Raw genomic sequence first — 16,922 nt, 5'->3', positions numbered from 1 at the left:
GTCTGATTTTCCACAAAAGTAACAACAATTTTCAGGTTCGACGCCCGAAAGCCGAAAGCGCAGGGAAATCATTTTTAAAAATTTTTAATTATCTGTCCTTTCAGGACGCACATGCCCAAAGCACCCGAATACCCGTGGCATTTTCGGCAAATGCCAAATAGATTAATTCGGATTTTCATTAGGGATGGCATGTTGTTACGACATGTCGTGACCGTACCTGGCTTTCCCGTTTGTTGCGCAGCGGGTTTTATCCGGCTGGTAGGGCCACGGTATGCCGTGGCCGGGCGGATAGTTACGCCCCTGAAAGGATAGTTTGACATCCTCAATGAGAAAGCGTTGATGGTTTTATCAGATGAAATAATTTCTACCGCATATTTTGTATTTTTGCCGCCCATGGAACAGAAAAAATCAGCATCAGCTATCTTCGATTTGAGTGCACAAGCGCTCGACTATCCTTTGCCGGATGAACGGATTGCCCGCTACCCGCTTCCCCAGCGTGACCAATCCAACTTACTGGTTTGGCAAAACGGGAAAATAACTGATTCCGAATTCCGCTCGCTGGCTGGTTTTTTGCCCGAAAAAAGCCTGCTGGTTTTCAATAATACGAAGGTGATCCGTGCACGTCTTCATTTTCAGAAAGCTACCGGCGCTCACATCGAGATTTTTTGTCTCGACCCCGAGGACCCGGCCGATTACCAGTTGGCCTTTCAGCAAACCCAATCGTGTACCTGGAACTGCATGGTGGGCAACCTAAAAAAATGGAAAGATGAAATCCTGGTCAAGGAACTGACCGTTGCCGGGAAAACCATTCATTTTAAAGCCGAAAAAACAGCCCAGGAAAACGGATCGGTAAAAGTGCGCTTCAGCTGGGACGAACCGGCCACCGACTTTGCCTCGCTGATTGAAGCGGCCGGTATCCTGCCCATTCCACCCTACCTGAACCGCGAAACAGAAGACTCGGACCTGGAACGTTACCAGACCATCTACTCCAAAATAAAAGGTTCGGTGGCCGCGCCAACTGCCGGACTGCATTTTACCGATGCCGTTTTTAAAAGACTGGAAGAAAAGCAGATTGATTGCGACGAAGTGACGCTGCATGTGGGTGCCGGCACTTTTAGGCCGGTAAAATCCGAAACCATCGCCGAACACGAGATGCATGCCGAGCAAATTATGGTCCGCCGCTCGCTGATTGAAAAAATACTGAACCACCCGGGGAAACTGATTGCGGTGGGCACCACTTCTATCCGCACACTGGAAAGCCTGTATTGGCTGGGGGTATGCCTGAACGAGCAGCCTGAACTTCACCCCGAAAAACTGGAGGTAGGACAATGGCAACCTTACCACAGCAACACCACGCTCACCAAAACCGAAGCGCTTGAAAGTATTCTGGCCTACATGCAGAAACTAAAGTTGCAAACCATCGGCGCTTCCACCAAAATCATCATTGTGCCCGGCTACCGGTTCCGGCTGGTTGAGGGGATGATCACCAATTTCCATCAACCGCAAAGCACTCTGTTGCTGCTCATTTCGGCCTTCGTGGGCAACGACTGGAAACGAATTTACGAGCACGCTTTGGCGCACGATTACCGCTTCCTCAGTTACGGTGATAGCAATTTATACCTGAAAGATTGAATGAATTGATTGTGGCTGTATCCGTTTAGCGGTTTGAAACCGCTTGACGGATAGGCATCTAACCCCACAGAATATCAATAAACACATTCGTTTCTTATATCGAGCGCCCGTTTACTTAGAGATCACCTCTTCCACAACGCAAACAATACAGTTGGATACAATTGGGAACAGTGGTTATACCCGTTTAGCGGTTTGGACCCGCTTAACGGATAGGCACTGGAAACGTGGCTGTATCCGCTTAGCGTTTTGGAACCGCTTAGCGGATAGGCATCTACGTTAGGATATCAATAAACACGTTCGTTTCTTGGGTGGAACAGCTTAGCGGATCGGCAGCGGTGTTTATTTCAGGGAGGCCTCTTCCACAATCAATTCGTAAAAGTATCCGGCACCGAAGTCTTTGTCCACGGAAACAGTTCCTTCGAAGGTAACCATATCATTCACCTCAACGGACTCATTTGTCGTGAAGGTAAGGTCGAACTTGCCTTCGTGGGAAGTCCCGTCTTGCAGATGCACCCAGTTGCGGTTCATGATCTCTTTATTCACTTTTACCACTTTTCCGGTTACCACTACTTTTTTACCGCTGTAAGTCTCCCGGTTTTTATACAGTTCACCAATTGTAATACCACCTGCAACCGGCTCCAGCTGAAGATCCTCCCGGGCACTGTCGGCCTCTTTCAGGCCATGCCCGGTCATGCCATGGTGCATGCTCATGGTTTTATTCGGCTGGATACGCAAATCCTCCACAAACAACACGCGGTCGAACACCCGCCCCAGTTCCTCACTTTCAAAATTGAGCATTTCCAGGCCATTGTCGTAGTAATAAACATCGCCGGCATTTGCATCCATTTTGGTCACGGCCATCCAAACGTCTTTCCCATTTTCCGTCACACGCAAATAGGTGTAGGCTGTTGTTTGTATAACTTCTTCCACCGTCACCCTGCGAGACGTCAACGTGGCCACATCAATGGGTTGCACAGTTTCTTTCGTTTTTCCGGTGCAGGAAAACAATAACATGCTTCCCGCTATCCATATAAAAATCAATCTCATCATCGTCATCTGCTTTTTTTATATAAATCTCTCGATTATCATTTCATCAAAAACGTTCTTACTCGCGACTGGAATAAAAGCGTTGCAAAATGGAGCCGTCGTTCACCTCCTTCGACAGCGATTCGATGGTGCTTTTCGGCACATCCATCACATCCAGCAAAATCAGGCCGTCCAGGCAGTTGTTAAATTTCGGGTCCACATTGAAGCCAACGATTTTCGCGTTTAGCTTGATGTATTTTTTCAATAAAACGGGCAAACCGGTGTTCAGTTCATCCACATCGCCGATAAACTTATCGAGCATGTTAATATCGTTCAGGTTTTCCATGATGACGTTCATGTTGGCATCCTGGCTTTTAAACTTGAAGGCACGGCGCGGGGCCACCAGCCGGGCCATGTTCCAGTCGAAATGATGAGTCATGATGAAGCGGATGATCAACTCCTTCGAGATTTTTGAATAGTTGTTACTGATGCTCACCGGGCCCAGCAGGTAGCGGTATTCCGGGTTTTTCAGCAAGAAATACAAAATACCCTTCCACAATAGAAAGAGCGACATGGGCTGGCGCTGGTATTCTTTTACAATGAAGGAACGGCCCAATTCGAGCGCCTGCTGCAAAATAGGTTCAAAGCCTTCCTTCAGACGGAACAAACTCTGCACATAAAAGCCGCGTGGGCCGTAGTCGTGCAGAATGTCGTCTCCTTTGCCGATGCGGTAAGCGCCAACCAGTTTTTGGGCATCAACATCCCAAATAAAAAGCTGGTTGTAATACAGGTCAAACTCGTCGAGATCGATACTGCGGTTGGTGCCCTCACCCACTTCGCGGAAAGTAACCTCGCGCAAACGGCCTATTTCATTCAGCACATTTGGTATTTCACCGGAAGGCGCGCAATAAACAGCAAAGTTCTTTAGCTGAAAAAGCAACCGCTCCGCCTTCAGATTTTTAATCTCATGGGTAAGGATGCCGCTCTCAACCGGCGCAACGATTTCCTCCGGTTTGGGATGACGTTTCAGTGAATAGTTGAAAAAGCGCTTCACTTCCATGCTGCTGCACAAGCTGTAGGTTTTGGCCCGCAAATAGCGGCCGAATTGATAGACTTCCGGAAAATTATCCTGCTCCTTCACCGGGATGGGCGAGCCAATACGCACTTTCACCGGCTTCTTCTTTTTATTCAGCAATTCGGAAGGCAGCTTCACCGTGCGCAGGTTGGGATGAATGCGCCCGATAAGGTGGAACAGGCGGCTGTTGTGCCCGCCGAAATAAACAGGTAGCACCGGAACACCAGCTTTTTTGATAAACTTGAGCACCGGGTATTGCCACTGACGGTCGGTAATTTTATTGGAGGCATCGTAACTGGAAACTTCTCCGGCCGGGAAAATGCATAAGCCACCCCCCGCCTGCAAATGCTCAAATGCGTTTTTGATGCCGCCAATGCTGGAGCTGGCGCCTTTTCGGTTTTCGAAGGGGTTTACAGCTAAAAAGAAATCGCTGATCGGCTCAATCCGTTTCAGCAGAAAGTTAGCCAGTACCTTCGTGTCGGGGCGAACCTGCGCCAGCAGCTTAATGAGCAAAATGCCATCCAACCCGCCAAACGGATGGTTGGCCACCACAATAAAAGGCCCTTCTTTGGGCAACTTTTTCAAATCGGCCGGATCAAATTCGTACCGGATTTCCAGTATTTTAATCAGTTCATCAATAAATTCAATGCCATGCTTATCAGCAATTTGACCGTATATTTTATTCAACTTGTTAAAGCGAAGAACGTACATGATGAACTTTGCCAAATTTTCACCGCCCAGGTAGGCCAGGTACGGACTCGCTTGCAGAATATCCTTCGGGTTGACCAATTCCATAAATTCAATTTTAGTTGCACCTAAAAGTATAAATGTACACTTAATTTGAACACTTCCTTCAGTCCTTTTTTTTCGAAGGAAGAATCAGGCGGGGAAACCCCAAAAAAGACCCAAAAGTCTTTAAAATTGAACAAAACCGGTTTACCTTTGTCGTTTGAAATGAAAATGAACTGCATACGTGAATATACTTTATCAGAAATATAAGACAACCGACTGGTTACCAACCACCAAAAAAGAAGTGGAAGAACGCGGCTGGGACAGCCTGGATGTGATTTTATTTACCGGCGACGCCTATGTGGACCACCCGTCGTTTGGTGCGGCGGTTATTGGCCGCATCCTCGAAGCCGAAGGGCTGCGGGTGGCCATCATCCCCCAACCCAACTGGCAGGACGACCTGCGCGACTTCAAAAAGCTGGGAGCCCCACGCCTGTTTTTTGCCGTCACCGCCGGGAACATGGACTCGATGGTGAACCATTACACCGCCAACAAGCGCAAACGATCGGACGATGCCTACACGCCGGGCGGGCAGGCCGGCAAACGTCCGGATTACCCCACCATTGTGTACGGCAATATCCTGAAAAACCTCTACCCCGACGTGCCGCTGGTGATTGGCGGCATCGAAGCCTCGCTGCGCCGGGTTACCCATTACGACTACTGGCAGGATAAGCTGAAACCATCGATCCTGGTGGACTCGCAAGCAGACCTGCTGTTTTACGGGATGGGCGAAAAGTCGATCATCGATTACGCCCGGCTGGTACAAAAAGGCGTGGACCCGAAAAGCCTGACCAACATTCCGCAAACAGCCTTCCTCGCCGGAATCGAAGAGCATTACGCCACACAGAAAAAATGGAACAGCCTGGAGCTCTATTCCTACGAAGAGTGCCTGGCCGACAAAAAGAAGTTTGCCAAGAACTTCATGCACATCGAAGAAGAATCGAACAAGGCCGAGGCCAATAAGCTCCTCCAACGGGTGGGCAACCGGCAGGTGGTGGTAAACCCGCCCTGGCCGCCGCTCGAAGAAAAGGAAATCGACCGCTTTTACGATTTGCCCTTCACCCGGCTGCCCCATCCGAAATACAAAAGCAAAGCCCCCATTCCGGCCTACGACATGATCCGGCACTCCATCAACATCCACCGCGGGTGTTTTGGCGGCTGCACCTTTTGCACCATCTCGGCCCACCAGGGCAAGTTTATCGCCAGCCGCTCGCAACAGTCCATTCTGAAAGAAGTGGAACAGGTGACACTGATGCCCGATTTCAAAGGCTACATCTCCGACCTGGGCGGCCCCTCGGCCAACATGTATAAAATGAAAGGCATCCACGAGGAGATTTGCCGCAAATGCAAACGCCCGTCGTGTATTTTCCCCGATGTGTGCAAAAACCTGAACACCGACCACCAGCCCATGCTCGACCTGTACCGCGAGGTGCGTAAAAACCCCAGGGTGAAAAAAGCCTTCATCGGCAGCGGCATCCGCTACGACATGATTCTGCACCATACCAAAGATGAGCAGGTAAACCGCAACAACATGAACTACCTGCGCGAGGTGATCAAGCACCACGTGTCGGGCCGGTTGAAAGTGGCGCCCGAACATACCTCCGACAACGTGCTCCGCATCATGCGCAAGCCATCGTTCGGCCTGTTTTTTAAGCTAAACAAGGTATTCAACGAAATCAACAAGCAGGAAGGACTGAAACAGCAGCTGATTCCCTACTTCATCTCGAGCCACCCCGGGTGCAAAAACGAAGATATGGCCAACCTGGCCGCCGAAACCAAACGGCTCGACTTTAAGCTGGAGCAGGTGCAGGATTTTACGCCCACGCCCATGACCCTGGCCACCGTAATCTTTTACACCGGATTCCACCCCTACACGATGGAGGAAGTTTTCACGGCCAAAACCAAAACAGAAAAGCTCGGACAACGTAAGTTTTTCTTCTGGTACAAACGCGAATACCAGCAGCAAATCCGCCAGGAACTGTTAAAGCTGAACCGGAAAGATTTGCTGAAAAAGATTTTGGATTAAAAACTGAAAAACCGGAAGCGCAATAGTCGCAAAGAAGTGAATACGATTGTATCCAATTATCTCAACTTCTTTTTCATGATATTCTCAAACCGGGTGTTGCTGATAGGGTGATAGCTCAGGATTTCGCCATTGTAAATCAGGCAGAACGTACCAAAAGCACAGGGCGAATTCTGAACTTCAGCCGCATTGGCCAAATCAACCCGGTTAACTTGCAGGTTTAGCTTTTGAGCTGTTTCCAGGATGGCGTTAACATTTTTTTCGGTGTACGGACATTGAACCGAACGCAAGATCGTCAGTCCCTGGCCGTATGTTTTCAGGTTCTCTTTCATATCCGACCGGAATTTCGGCGCCTGCGATTCATCCTGGAATTGTTTCACCAACAAATTAAAATCAGGCTCAGCCCGATCAACAATCCGAAAGCCTTTCTTGAGAAAGATGTCGTTACCTGCCATGAACGGGCCTTTTCTGGTTACAGCGGCAACACCAAGCATCTGTTGATCTGCTGCCTCTTTCAGGCATTCATCCAGCAACGCCGAGGCATAACCTTTCCCTTTGAAGTCAGTTTTAAAGCCCACAAAAATGCAGTGGATAAACAGGTAGCCGTCCGCCTCAACCGGGCGATGGGCATATTTTCCGGGAATATACTCCAGCATCCCCTGATAGCCGCCCGTTTTCGAAATGATGGTTTTTATCCGGAGCCCTTTGGGATAATATTCCTTAAACCACGCTATTTTTCTCCGGAGTTCAACATGCTTCGTCAAATCTTTATACCCGCAAACGCCATAATCCGCAATGTTCGCCGGGGTCAGATCGATGATTTGGATCTCTTTCATGGTACTGCCAGTAAATTAGTCCACTTAAAACTCCTTCTCTATCTTTCTTCTTTTTCAAATTCTTCTATCTCAGTCAGAAAGCCAAGCGCCTCGTCAACCTGACTGCCACTTCCTTGCAACATCCAGTTCAGCCATTTTTGACTGATATTTTCCGGGCGAAGTGCACGAAGAACAAATAGCGACAAAATTTCCAGAATGATGGTGACAACTGCGAAAGAGACTATCATCCCATCATTTATTATTTGAATCAAATCAAAATTAAACAAAGCCTTAACTAAAAACAACCCGATAAAAGGCGCAAATGGAAGAATCCAGGCAGCGATTTTCAAATTGTAAACCACTGAAACTTTTATTCGCGAAGTGTCTTTCTGAAGTTTCAAGACAGGCGCTTGGTAGTCAATTGACAAAATTTGCTTTAGCTGACGGATGGAAGAGGCGATAAACAGCAGCGAAAAAAAAGTTACAACTGCCCCCGAAAACGCAAAATACCAGGTTTCCCAATTTACAACCGTAAAATACAATCCGTAAGATGCTGCGATGAGATAAAAAAGCAATGTGCTTATGGGAAGAAAAAGCAGGCTTTTCAACGAAGATTTTGCCTGACCCAGTTTTACCTCCCGTAAAAGACTTTCATTTAATTTCCTGGTCTTTTCGAGCAAGATTCCGTGTTGGTTCCAGATTTCCTGTATGTTTAAATTTTCCATTTTATTTTTGATTAAATTTTTTCTTTAATTGTTTCTTGATGCGGTTGATTTTGGTCCCCACATTACTAACCGAAATTCCTATTGCTTCCGAAATTTCGGCATGGTTATTTCCATCAAGGTACATAACTAAGATCGCCCGGTTCAAGGGTTTAAGTTCATCTATAAATTGCCTCAACCGGTAGATGTTTTCATCCAAATTCGGCTCGTCCTGCTCATCAATTGTAACCAGTTTTTCTGGCATTGGAACAACATATTTCTTCCGGATTTTCACGCTTCGATAGTGCGATATGGAAACGTTAAAAGCAATTCTATACATCCAGGTGGTGACTTTCACCTGATGGTCAAACTTTTCGTAACCTTTTATGATTTGAAAAATGATTTCCTGAATTAGGTCTTCCTGCTCATGATCATCGAAGCAATAGCTGTTTACGACCTTATAAATTAGCCTTCGGTGCTCCTCAATGAGATCAGCTATTTCTGTATGATTATCCGGTTTCCTGGTTCTCATCTCAATTGGTTTTTAACGGCGGGGATGCGACCTTTTCCATGGCCGGTTCAGGGAATCACATCCCGTAACGTTTTTACATTCTGCAAGATAACAATCTTCAGGTGAATCTGTTTTTAGGGATGGAGGATATCCAGTACCTGCAACGAAAAACAAGAAAACTGGAATCCTGTTTTCAACAAAGTTTTTCATACTAAAATGGTTTAACTGTTTATTTGCTCCATTAATCGGTTGACTCAGAAAAAATCACACTTTATCGTAAATTTTATTGAATCACGACCAGATCAAGTTCTATCCATTCTCCGGATTGGTATTAAAACCAGGCAGACTACTGATCCGGATAGACTTCATCTTTCAATGGCTGAACATATCGCTGTGTGACCCGGATCACAGAAAATGACCGTTTGTTTAGCTATACTTGCCGGCACAATTTTAAAAGACACAATGAAACCTTTTCAATTTAAGCAGCTGGATCTGAAACCGGAAGGCAACTGGCTAAGCCGGGCACTGAAATCGCCCCATTTGAGAAAAACCATGCTGGCCGCCGGACTGGGCGCCTTATTGGGATATGCTTTTTTTTATTTCTCGGCTCCGGCAGATTCGAGCGTGCTGTGGAGTAGCGAAGCCCTCTCCAACATCCTGATGGGACTCGGGTTTGGTATTTTTATCACCAACAGCCCCTGCGCCCGGGGAAGATGTTAAGACACGGCTGAGTAAAATACAAGAGGCAGAACTTTTGAATGATGATTGTTGAATGATGATTGATGAATAGCAGCTGTCTATTCCGCTGGCCGTTTCGCTGTGGTCCCGCGAACTGTCAACAGCGACTGGCGACTGAATACTGCGACTGAACAAACAAGCCCCCTGTCGTCGCGTTGCTCAAACAAGGGGCTTGCTGTCTGTGGTTTTCATCAGCTGATGGTATCCACGTTGTTACCGAGGTTGCGGTAGTTAATTTTCTCGTTCGGGTTGGTACCGTTAAGGTATTCTTCAACGTTGGTATAACCATCGCCGTCCGAATCCACTGCGCCATCTGAAGCATCATGCTGATTCAGCCCGTTTTTGATTTCCCAGGCATCGGGCATACCGTCGCCGTCCGTATCAACCGGCAACTTGGCCGGATCATACGTTAATTCAGGATAACCTCCCACCTCCGAAATGTCTTTAATGATACCGGTCTCCGTCATCGGTTTTCCGCTGCGAACCATTTCCGTAACACGTGCATCAACCGCATCGCGCCGGGGCAGCGTGGCACCCACGTTGGCAAGTACCGATTCGAAAACAACATCGGCAGTTTGATGTGGCGCAACAGGCCAGCCTTCGAACGGCGTGTTCACACGCGCCAGTTCCTCGGGACCGCGCATGCCGGCCCAGTTGTTTTGGGTGATCTCCTGATTCCCGTGCATGATATTGCCGGCCACATACCATTTGCCAGGCCGGTTTTCGGCTTTGGGATACCAACCCCCTTCAGCCCAGGCGCTGCCGGGTGAATACATGCTGCGTTGCTCGATACGGGCAAAAACGGCACGCATGTTCTCGTTGGTAGCCGGACCGGGTCTGTAGTAATTATTGATAACGTTTACAAGAGAAGTTTCGTCGCCGCCATCCATGGTGCGGTGGCGCCAGTTGAAGATCACATTGTAGCGAAAATCAAACGGGCCCGACATGCCAATGGAGGGGTTACGGGCCGTGTTGCACGCAAAAAGGTTGTGATGAAACGTGGACGGGTTGCCGCCCCAGGTGCCGCCAAAAGCGTGACCGCGGGCATCGAGCGCTTCGCTGGAGATTGTCCACTGAATCGTAACGTTTTGCACCGGATCTTTGATTTGGGTGCTTCCGTCGAGCGAGGGTCTCATGTGCCGGTAGAGCGAAATGTTTTCGTCCATGCCCCAACTGGTCGAACAATGGTCGATGATGATATCACGGGCCGGATTTCCCCCGATGTTATCGTCGCCTTGTCCGCCAACCGGAACCCCGCGACGCACACGAAGATGCCGTACAATCACGTTGTGCGTGTTGATATTCAGGGTTCCCGCAATACAGATACCGTCGCCGGGGGCGGACTGACCAGCAATGGTAATGTCGGGGTGATTGATATTCAGGTCTCCGTCTACGTGGATGGTTCCGGCCACGCGAAACACCACCATGCGAGGCCCTTCGGCTTCAAGAGCGGCACGCAGGCTTCCCGGGCCACTGTCGTTCAGATTGGTGACGGCGATCACCTGTCCTCCACGCCCGCCTGTGGTAAACATGCCGGCTCCCCAGGCGCCGGGAAATGCCGGAATGGCGCCCTCAGGCAACCGGGGCGGATGTGGGGGGATCTGTCCGGGTTCGGGCAGTGCCGAAGAAGAAGCACTCTCCTGTGCATGCATGCCTGTCACTGCGCTTAGAAGAGCTAGTAGCAGCAAACTTCTGCTGATAATTCGATGAATTGTTCTCATGATTTTATTGGTAAATAAGTAAAAAACTGGGGTTAAAATTCAGTAAAATCAACAAGACGAACAAGTTTTTCGGGCATTTTATGAAAACGTTTTCAATGTTTTTTGATCCATTGTCCCGACAGGTCGCACTTGCCCGAAAAGATTATCTGCCGGGGCGCTTTGCCTCAACGAATTGGACACCGACGGCGCGGATTTATTTTGATGGATGATGATTTAAGCGAAGCCATTCCCTCACAGTTACTCACGACAGTCGTAACCAGCCTCCCGGCCACAGCATACCGTGACCCTGTGTGCCGGGTAAAACCGGAAACATCATATAAGAGAAAGCCCGGTAAGGTCACGATACATCGTGACTAACAAACTAACCCACGGGAAAGCCAGGTGAAGTCACTGCACATCGTGACCAACCTACCAAACTAATCTTTCCAAATCTTATACCCGGAAAAATTTATCGTCCGAGTAGCACGAAGCATCTTTACGCCGGAAGAAGAGGAAAAGCGCCGGGTGTTCCTGTGCTTGCTGTTCGTTAAGGTGAAGGATGTAAGCGCCGGCTCCCCGGCCCACGCCGCAGCCAACAAGCCTCGCCTCATACGGATCGCCCAGCAATACCAGGCAAAGCTCGTCGTCGGCTGCTTCCTGTTGTGTGAAACAACGGGGCTTCCAGCTAATATGTACCTCCGCTGGCTGATCTCCCGATCGCTTGACAGATAGATTTTTGGGCAGGGGCAGCGGCCCACAGGAAAAATGAAGCAGGCTTTGGTCAACCAGTTGCCCAAATTCGCCGAAGGCCGGCAGGTTGGCCTTGATAAATAAGTTGTAACCGGTATGTTTTTTCGTGGACGAAAGCTTCCAGATCGGCTCTGCAAATTCCTGTTTCACCTTCCGGTACAATACATTCACCCCATAAAACCGCCGTCGATGTTCTTGTTGCTTTTGGCTCCAACTGTCGCTTTTCCGTTTTTCGGGGGCCATGCGGACAATGGTTTCGTCGCCGTAAGGAACAAAAACCAGATTGCCCAGCTTACCGCTTAGCTGTAGTCCTCCTATACCTTTCGTTCGTGCCATGTTTGCTGTTTAAATAAAGAATAACTAATTATTCACTAAGATTTCCCTAAGTTAATATATAATAAGCTTAGAGAAAGCTTACAGAAAACTTTTATTAAACACCATGTTTGTCCCTCGGAAAGGCGAAGGAAGAGCCTTAGTAATGTTGATTGATGAATGTCGAATGATGAATGGGGTGCTTTACGCCTGCTTCCCTTTTCTATGCTTCGGCTGTATTTTTTTACTATAGACCTGCTGATTGATATATCCGGTTTAGCGATTTTACGATGAGAAAAATCGCTAAACCGGATACGTTGCGAATGGTGCTTAAGGCTGCCTTCTAAAAGGTCATAGCTGGATATAAAGTTACTTCCTGACCGTTACGGACTGCTTTCACCGAAGCAATATCCGAAGAAATCAGCTTCCGGAATTCATCCATATCCTGAAACGGCGTACCGTTAATACCGACGATGATATCGCCAACGGCAAGTTGCATTTGTGCGGCCACACTCCCCTCCACCACCGAGGTAACCCGGAACCCGGCGTATGCTGTCATGCCCAAACGCTCCCGTTCGGATTCGCTTAAAGGTTGGGCGCTGATGCCAAATACCCGGTTCGAATTTGCTTCAAAAGAACAGCCTATATTGTTATATGAATCCCGCCGCTGTTTCGAATCGGCAATTCACGCTGCGGGTTTCCGCTTCACTCCTTTTCGTGCCAGGATGAATCGATGATAAAAGTGCCTTACAGCACAGCACCAAGGTAAGATCAAAAAAACGAGAATAACTATTAATCAGCAAATCTGATTTAAACTAAATATTCGTTGGTTCTATTCAGATTATCTCTTAATTTTGAACAATAGTTAGTTATGAATCATTCGTGATTAGAGGTTATTACAATGGTAAAAAGCTTGGAAATAAGAAATTTAATTTCAGCAAAAGGAATAAAAGTTACTCCTCAAAGAATGCGTGTCTTAGAGGCTATTCATAAGCTTAATAATCACCCTACTGCGGAGAATATCCTGGCTTATATCAAGAAAAAAGACCTAAATATTGGTTCAGGAACAGTTTATAAAGTGTTGGAAACGCTTGTGGAAAATAACCTGATTAAAAAGGTTAAAACTGAAAAAGATGTGATGCGATATGATGGTATCCTGGAAAATCACCACCATTTGTATTGTCTTTCATGTGATTACATCGAAGATTATAATAACGAAAAGCTGGACAAACTTCTTGTTGACTTTTTTAATGAAAACAAAATCGACAATTTTTTAATTGAAGACATAACGGTCAGTATTACAGGCAACTTTATTAAACACAAAAACATTAATCATTAATTAAAAACAGACAATTATGAACATCGGATTAAAAGACAAGTACAAAAATGAAATGGTAGAAAAACTAAATGCTTATTTGAGCAATGTTCAAATCATGTATATGAATGTACGTGGATACCATTGGAATGTAGTTGGCAAACAGTTTTTTGCCTTACATGCAAAATTTGAGGACGTCTATAACAGTCTAAATGAGATGGCTGATGAAATAGCTGAGCGTATTTTAATGCTCGATGGAAAACCTTTACACTCTTTTTCGGAGTATATTAAAGTTTCCTCAATTAAAGAACGATTAAATGTAAGTTCTGCGGAAGATACCATTAAAGCTCTTCTTGAAGATACCGCTAAACTTTTAGAAGCTGAACGTGAAATTCTAGCCTTGGCATCCGATAATGATGATGATGGAACCGCAAGTCTAATGTCAGGATTTATCGGGGAACAGGAAAAAATGGTTTGGATGTTTAATGCACTTTTAAAATAACTGATTATGGGATGCGCAACAGGTGTAAAACCACTTAAGAAAAAAGAAAATAAAGAAAACTTAGTACAAAATATAAATTTGGAGGAAAAACCTATGAGTTCAACAATGGTAAGGCAGCTAATGCCGGAATTTGAAATGGATGCCTACGATGCAAAAACCGGACATTATACAACTGTTAAAAGTGATGATTACAAAGGCAAATGGGCTGTAATTTGTTTTTATCCTGCCGATTTCACATTTGTTTGCCCAACAGAAATAGCAGCAATGAATGCCCATTACGATGAGTTTCAGGAAATGAATGTCGAAATATTGGCAGTATCGGTTGATTCTAAGTTCTCGCATAAACGATTTGCAGAAACCGAACCCATACTAAAAGGATTGAAATTAACAATGGGTGCTGATTCAAACCAAGAGGTAAGCCGTGCATTTGGAGTATTGGTTGAAGAAGAAGGAGTTGCTCTTAGGGGGCGTTTCCTCTTTAATCCTGATGGTATTTGTGTTGCTCAGGAAGTTCAGGCTGATTCGGTTGGCAGGAATGTAAACGAATTTATTCGGCAAATTCAGGCTTGGCAATATGCCAGCAAAACCGGAGAAGTTTGTCCAGCCGGGTGGAGACCAGGAAAGAAAACTTTACCTGTCAATACCGACGTTGAGAAAATGACTGGTCATGTTGGTGATTATATTACTATTGAAGAAATATTAAGCTAATAAACACTCCCACGACCACTACATCGTATAAATAATGCCGGGGTTTGTAATGCATTCAAGCGTTCTGCCCCGCATTTATTTTTGTGGTAACTTGATAGGAAACTCACTCCATCAGCTGCCAGTCATGCACGTACCGTTGTAGAACGTGCCAGGATGAATCGATGATAAACGTGCCTTGAAAACCTTAGAAATAAATATTGAAGCCATCACCTGAGATAACTTTAGGGGTACAGACAACAGAGTTACAATCACCTTAGATTGAGAACAAAAAAGAATTATTGGTGTTTTAAACAAATAGAGTTAAACCTGTTTTAAAATGCACAACAAAGAGAAAAAACAAGGAATCATTGCAGGTATTTCATTGGTTATTATGGCCATTGTCGCAGGTTTCTCTTTCGGATATGCTCACAATAATCTGGTTACAGATTCTCCTGAAAATACTTTAAATAATCTGATCGCTAATAAATCACTGTTTTTTGCCGAATTGTCTGGTTGGAGTTTAATTCTGATTACCGACTTAATTGTGGCCATTGCATTGTATTTCTTCTTTAGCAAGACATCAAAGCAAATATCGACATTAACTGCCTCAATAAGAATCATTTATACCTTAATACTAGGGATTGCCATTGTGCAGCTGTTTAAAATAATTCCTATCTTATCTTCAGGCAACCCAATATCAGATGAACTTACCATATCTGAAACCGCATCTCATATACAACTGTTTGAAAAACTATGGTCTATTGGCCTCATTATATTTGGATTGCACTTAATCGGCTTGGGATATTTATCGGTTAAATCAAAGTCAGTACCCGGGTTATTGGGTTATTTGTTATATTTCGGTGGGATTAGTTATACGTTTTTACATAGCTCCCGGCGGTTAAGCTTATTCAACACCAACATACTAGACTCAGTTGAGAATATTCTTGCCCTGCCCATGGCACTTGCGGAAATTTTGCTGGCTTTCTGGTTAATTTACAATGGATTCAGAAAATCAGTCTCCAAAATCAAAGCTTAAAAAATGAAAAGAACAATTAAAATAATTGCATTAACACCATTTGTTCTTCTGATTCTTATTCTGGCTATTTTATCCGTTAAATATTCTCCTGTATATGTTTACCGTTTGATTACGCAAAATGTAGCTGACGTTTATGATTACCAACTCTATGAAAACAGAACCATAAATGGTGCTGAGAGTGCGTTCGAATTCACCAAAAGTCATGATAAAGAATATGTTGAAGGTCTGTTTCAGGATAGGGTTTCGCACTCCGGATTTAAAACATTTGATGAATGGGCAGAAAAATCGCAAACCACAGCCCTGATTTTTATCCGTAAGGATACTATTTTGTATGAAAAATACTTTAATGGTTTCAATAGAGATTCTTATTTCCATTCGCAATCCATGGCAAAATCATTTATTTCATTTCTAATTGGGGCAGCTATTGACGATGGTTTAATTACAAGTGTTGATGACAAACTCACAAAGTATATTCCGGAATTGCTGAAAAGGGATACAAGGTTCGGTAAAATCACCATTGAGCATTTATTGGAAATGCGCTCTGGACTTGAATACAATACCAGTTACATTCCGGGAACATATATTCACGCTCCGTGGCATGATGAGGCAGTAGGGTATTACCATCCAAATGTTCGAAAACTGTTGCTTAAAAAGGTTAAAATCGCAACTGAGCCGGGAGGTAACTTTCAATATTGCAATTACAATACCAGCTATTTGGGATTAATAATTGAAAGGGCAACTAAAAAAAGTGTATCGGAATATCTTGAAGAGAAACTATGGTCAAGAATAATGGAATACGATGCATTATTCTCCTTCGACAGTAAAAAATCAGGATTTGAATATATGCCCAGCCGTTTAATAGCAAGAGCAATTGATTACGCCAGATTTGGACGTCTGTTCCTATATGAGGGCAACTGGAATGAAAATCAAATTATCTCTAAAAATTGGGTATTACAGTCAACACGGGAAAATAAGGCTATACCTCGCAATATCTATCCCGACTGGTTTGGAGATGGTTGCAAGAAGATTTATTACGGTTATCAATGGTGGGGGCATTCAAACTGTGATTCTACTTTCCAATTTGCAGCTTCCGGAAATTTAGGACAAAACATCTATGTTATTCCAGATAAGGAAATCATAATTGTTCATTGTGGTAACTCCTTGGAACATTATGGGGATTTTGATTTATGGCATGTCGCTGAACAATTAGATTAATTAATAGATTATATGAATTGAGTTAAATTTCAGAAATCAAAATAGGTAAACTTTAATATATTGAATGATATATTACAGATACAAATGGTAAACCA

16 protein-coding genes are annotated in these 16,922 nt (G+C 45.2%); 8 read left to right on the top strand and 8 right to left on the bottom strand.

Annotation, left to right across the window (positions count from 1 at the left end; all coding sequences use genetic code 11):
* Nucleotides 1-393: 393 nt before the first annotated feature.
* Entirely contained in the window at nt 394-1,632 is a 1,239-nt protein-coding gene (locus N2K84_RS10030) for an S-adenosylmethionine:tRNA ribosyltransferase-isomerase (protein ID WP_282591670.1), read from the top strand.
* A 339-nt stretch (nt 1,633-1,971) separates the two neighbouring features.
* Here N2K84_RS10030 and N2K84_RS10025 read toward each other — a convergent pair whose 3' ends face one another.
* Both N2K84_RS10025 and N2K84_RS10020 read right to left on the bottom strand, forming a co-directional pair.
* The gene (locus N2K84_RS10025) at nt 1,972-2,682 is read right to left on the bottom strand and encodes a GW dipeptide domain-containing protein (RefSeq protein WP_282591669.1); all 711 of its coding nucleotides are present in this window, start codon (nt 2,680-2,682) and stop codon (nt 1,972-1,974) included.
* 55 nt (nt 2,683-2,737) lie between these two features.
* A complete protein-coding gene (locus N2K84_RS10020) occupies nt 2,738-4,528 on the bottom strand; it encodes a bifunctional lysophospholipid acyltransferase family protein/GNAT family N-acetyltransferase (protein ID WP_282591668.1) in 1,791 nt (596 codons plus the stop codon).
* A gap of 178 nt (nt 4,529-4,706) precedes the next feature.
* On the opposite strand from N2K84_RS10020, the gene N2K84_RS10015 reads away from it, so the two are divergent.
* Nucleotides 4,707-6,548, top strand: a complete 1,842-nt coding sequence (locus N2K84_RS10015) for a YgiQ family radical SAM protein (protein ID WP_282591667.1) — start codon at nt 4,707-4,709, stop codon at nt 6,546-6,548.
* Between the two features lie 56 nt (nt 6,549-6,604).
* Here the strand turns inward: N2K84_RS10015 and N2K84_RS10010 are convergent, their stop codons facing one another.
* The 3 genes from N2K84_RS10010 to N2K84_RS10000 are packed head-to-tail and all read right to left on the bottom strand — an operon-like array spanning nt 6,605 to nt 8,593.
* A complete protein-coding gene (locus tag N2K84_RS10010; RefSeq protein ID WP_282591666.1) occupies nt 6,605-7,381 on the bottom strand; it encodes a GNAT family N-acetyltransferase in 777 nt (258 codons plus the stop codon).
* 38 nt (nt 7,382-7,419) lie between these two features.
* Nucleotides 7,420-8,085, bottom strand: a complete 666-nt coding sequence (locus N2K84_RS10005; protein WP_282591665.1) for a hypothetical protein — start codon at nt 8,083-8,085, stop codon at nt 7,420-7,422.
* A gap of 1 nt (nt 8,086) precedes the next feature.
* The gene (locus N2K84_RS10000; protein ID WP_282591664.1) at nt 8,087-8,593 is read right to left on the bottom strand and encodes an RNA polymerase sigma factor; all 507 of its coding nucleotides are present in this window, start codon (nt 8,591-8,593) and stop codon (nt 8,087-8,089) included.
* A gap of 441 nt (nt 8,594-9,034) precedes the next feature.
* On the opposite strand from N2K84_RS10000, the gene N2K84_RS09995 reads away from it, so the two are divergent.
* Nucleotides 9,035-9,292, top strand: coding sequence for a hypothetical protein (locus N2K84_RS09995; protein WP_282591663.1), 258 nt, complete (start codon nt 9,035-9,037; stop codon nt 9,290-9,292).
* A gap of 209 nt (nt 9,293-9,501) precedes the next feature.
* Here the strand turns inward: N2K84_RS09995 and N2K84_RS09990 are convergent, their stop codons facing one another.
* From N2K84_RS09990 to N2K84_RS09980, 3 genes are all read right to left on the bottom strand, one after another.
* Nucleotides 9,502-11,031: a pectate lyase gene (locus tag N2K84_RS09990; protein WP_282591662.1), complete on the bottom strand. Its 1,530-nt coding sequence runs from the start codon at nt 11,029-11,031 to the stop codon at nt 9,502-9,504.
* A 432-nt stretch (nt 11,032-11,463) separates the two neighbouring features.
* Nucleotides 11,464-12,096 (bottom strand): hypothetical protein, encoded by a 633-nt coding sequence (locus tag N2K84_RS09985; RefSeq protein ID WP_282591661.1) that lies wholly within the window; start codon nt 12,094-12,096, stop codon nt 11,464-11,466.
* A 319-nt stretch (nt 12,097-12,415) separates the two neighbouring features.
* Nucleotides 12,416-12,718, bottom strand: a complete 303-nt coding sequence (locus N2K84_RS09980) for a PDZ domain-containing protein (protein ID WP_282591681.1) — start codon at nt 12,716-12,718, stop codon at nt 12,416-12,418.
* Between the two features lie 267 nt (nt 12,719-12,985).
* Here N2K84_RS09980 and N2K84_RS09975 point away from each other — a divergent pair, with 267 nt between their 5' ends.
* The 5 genes from N2K84_RS09975 to N2K84_RS09955 all read left to right on the top strand — a co-directional run bounded on the left by N2K84_RS09975 (nt 12,986) and on the right by N2K84_RS09955 (nt 16,827).
* Nucleotides 12,986-13,411 carry a Fur family transcriptional regulator gene (locus N2K84_RS09975; protein WP_282591660.1) on the top strand — a complete coding sequence of 142 codons (426 nt, stop codon included), beginning with the start codon at nt 12,986-12,988 and terminating at the stop codon, nt 13,409-13,411.
* Between the two features lie 16 nt (nt 13,412-13,427).
* Entirely contained in the window at nt 13,428-13,889 is a 462-nt protein-coding gene (locus N2K84_RS09970; protein WP_282591659.1) for a Dps family protein, read from the top strand.
* Nucleotides 13,890-13,895: 6 nt separating this feature from the next.
* Nucleotides 13,896-14,597: a peroxiredoxin gene (locus N2K84_RS09965; protein WP_282591658.1), complete on the top strand. Its 702-nt coding sequence runs from the start codon at nt 13,896-13,898 to the stop codon at nt 14,595-14,597.
* Between the two features lie 316 nt (nt 14,598-14,913).
* Nucleotides 14,914-15,612 (top strand): DUF4386 domain-containing protein, encoded by a 699-nt coding sequence (locus tag N2K84_RS09960; RefSeq protein WP_282591657.1) that lies wholly within the window; start codon nt 14,914-14,916, stop codon nt 15,610-15,612.
* Nucleotides 15,613-15,615: 3 nt separating this feature from the next.
* Nucleotides 15,616-16,827 (top strand): serine hydrolase domain-containing protein, encoded by a 1,212-nt coding sequence (locus N2K84_RS09955; RefSeq protein ID WP_282591656.1) that lies wholly within the window; start codon nt 15,616-15,618, stop codon nt 16,825-16,827.
* Nucleotides 16,828-16,922 lie beyond the last annotated feature (95 nt).

This window comes from Gaoshiqia sediminis, from assembly GCF_025907915.1.
Taxonomy (GTDB): domain Bacteria; phylum Bacteroidota; class Bacteroidia; order Bacteroidales; family Prolixibacteraceae; genus Gaoshiqia; species Gaoshiqia sediminis.
Note: the sequence above shows the minus strand (reverse complement) of the source record. Positions and strands in the feature narration are given on the sequence as shown.

Bases quoted from the DNA above. Each gene is read 5' to 3' on its own strand.
- N2K84_RS09995 (WP_282591663.1), top strand. From the start codon at position 9,035: ATGAAACCTTTTCAATTTAAGCAGCTGGATCTGAAACCGGAAGGCAAC.
- N2K84_RS09955 (WP_282591656.1), top strand. From the start codon at position 15,616: ATGAAAAGAACAATTAAAATAATTGCATTAACACCATTTGTTCTTCTG.
- N2K84_RS09960 (WP_282591657.1), top strand. From the start codon at position 14,914: ATGCACAACAAAGAGAAAAAACAAGGAATCATTGCAGGTATTTCATTG.
- N2K84_RS09965 (WP_282591658.1), top strand. From the start codon at position 13,896: ATGGGATGCGCAACAGGTGTAAAACCACTTAAGAAAAAAGAAAATAAA.
- N2K84_RS10020 (WP_282591668.1), bottom strand. From the start codon at position 4,528: ATGGAATTGGTCAACCCGAAGGATATTCTGCAAGCGAGTCCGTACCTG.
- N2K84_RS10005 (WP_282591665.1), bottom strand. From the start codon at position 8,085: ATGGAAAATTTAAACATACAGGAAATCTGGAACCAACACGGAATCTTG.
- N2K84_RS10025 (WP_282591669.1), bottom strand. From the start codon at position 2,682: ATGATGAGATTGATTTTTATATGGATAGCGGGAAGCATGTTATTGTTT.
- N2K84_RS09990 (WP_282591662.1), bottom strand. From the start codon at position 11,031: ATGAGAACAATTCATCGAATTATCAGCAGAAGTTTGCTGCTACTAGCT.
- N2K84_RS10030 (WP_282591670.1), top strand. From the start codon at position 394: ATGGAACAGAAAAAATCAGCATCAGCTATCTTCGATTTGAGTGCACAA.
- N2K84_RS09970 (WP_282591659.1), top strand. From the start codon at position 13,428: ATGAACATCGGATTAAAAGACAAGTACAAAAATGAAATGGTAGAAAAA.
- N2K84_RS10010 (WP_282591666.1), bottom strand. From the start codon at position 7,381: ATGAAAGAGATCCAAATCATCGATCTGACCCCGGCGAACATTGCGGAT.
- N2K84_RS09985 (WP_282591661.1), bottom strand. From the start codon at position 12,096: ATGGCACGAACGAAAGGTATAGGAGGACTACAGCTAAGCGGTAAGCTG.
- N2K84_RS10000 (WP_282591664.1), bottom strand. From the start codon at position 8,593: ATGAGAACCAGGAAACCGGATAATCATACAGAAATAGCTGATCTCATT.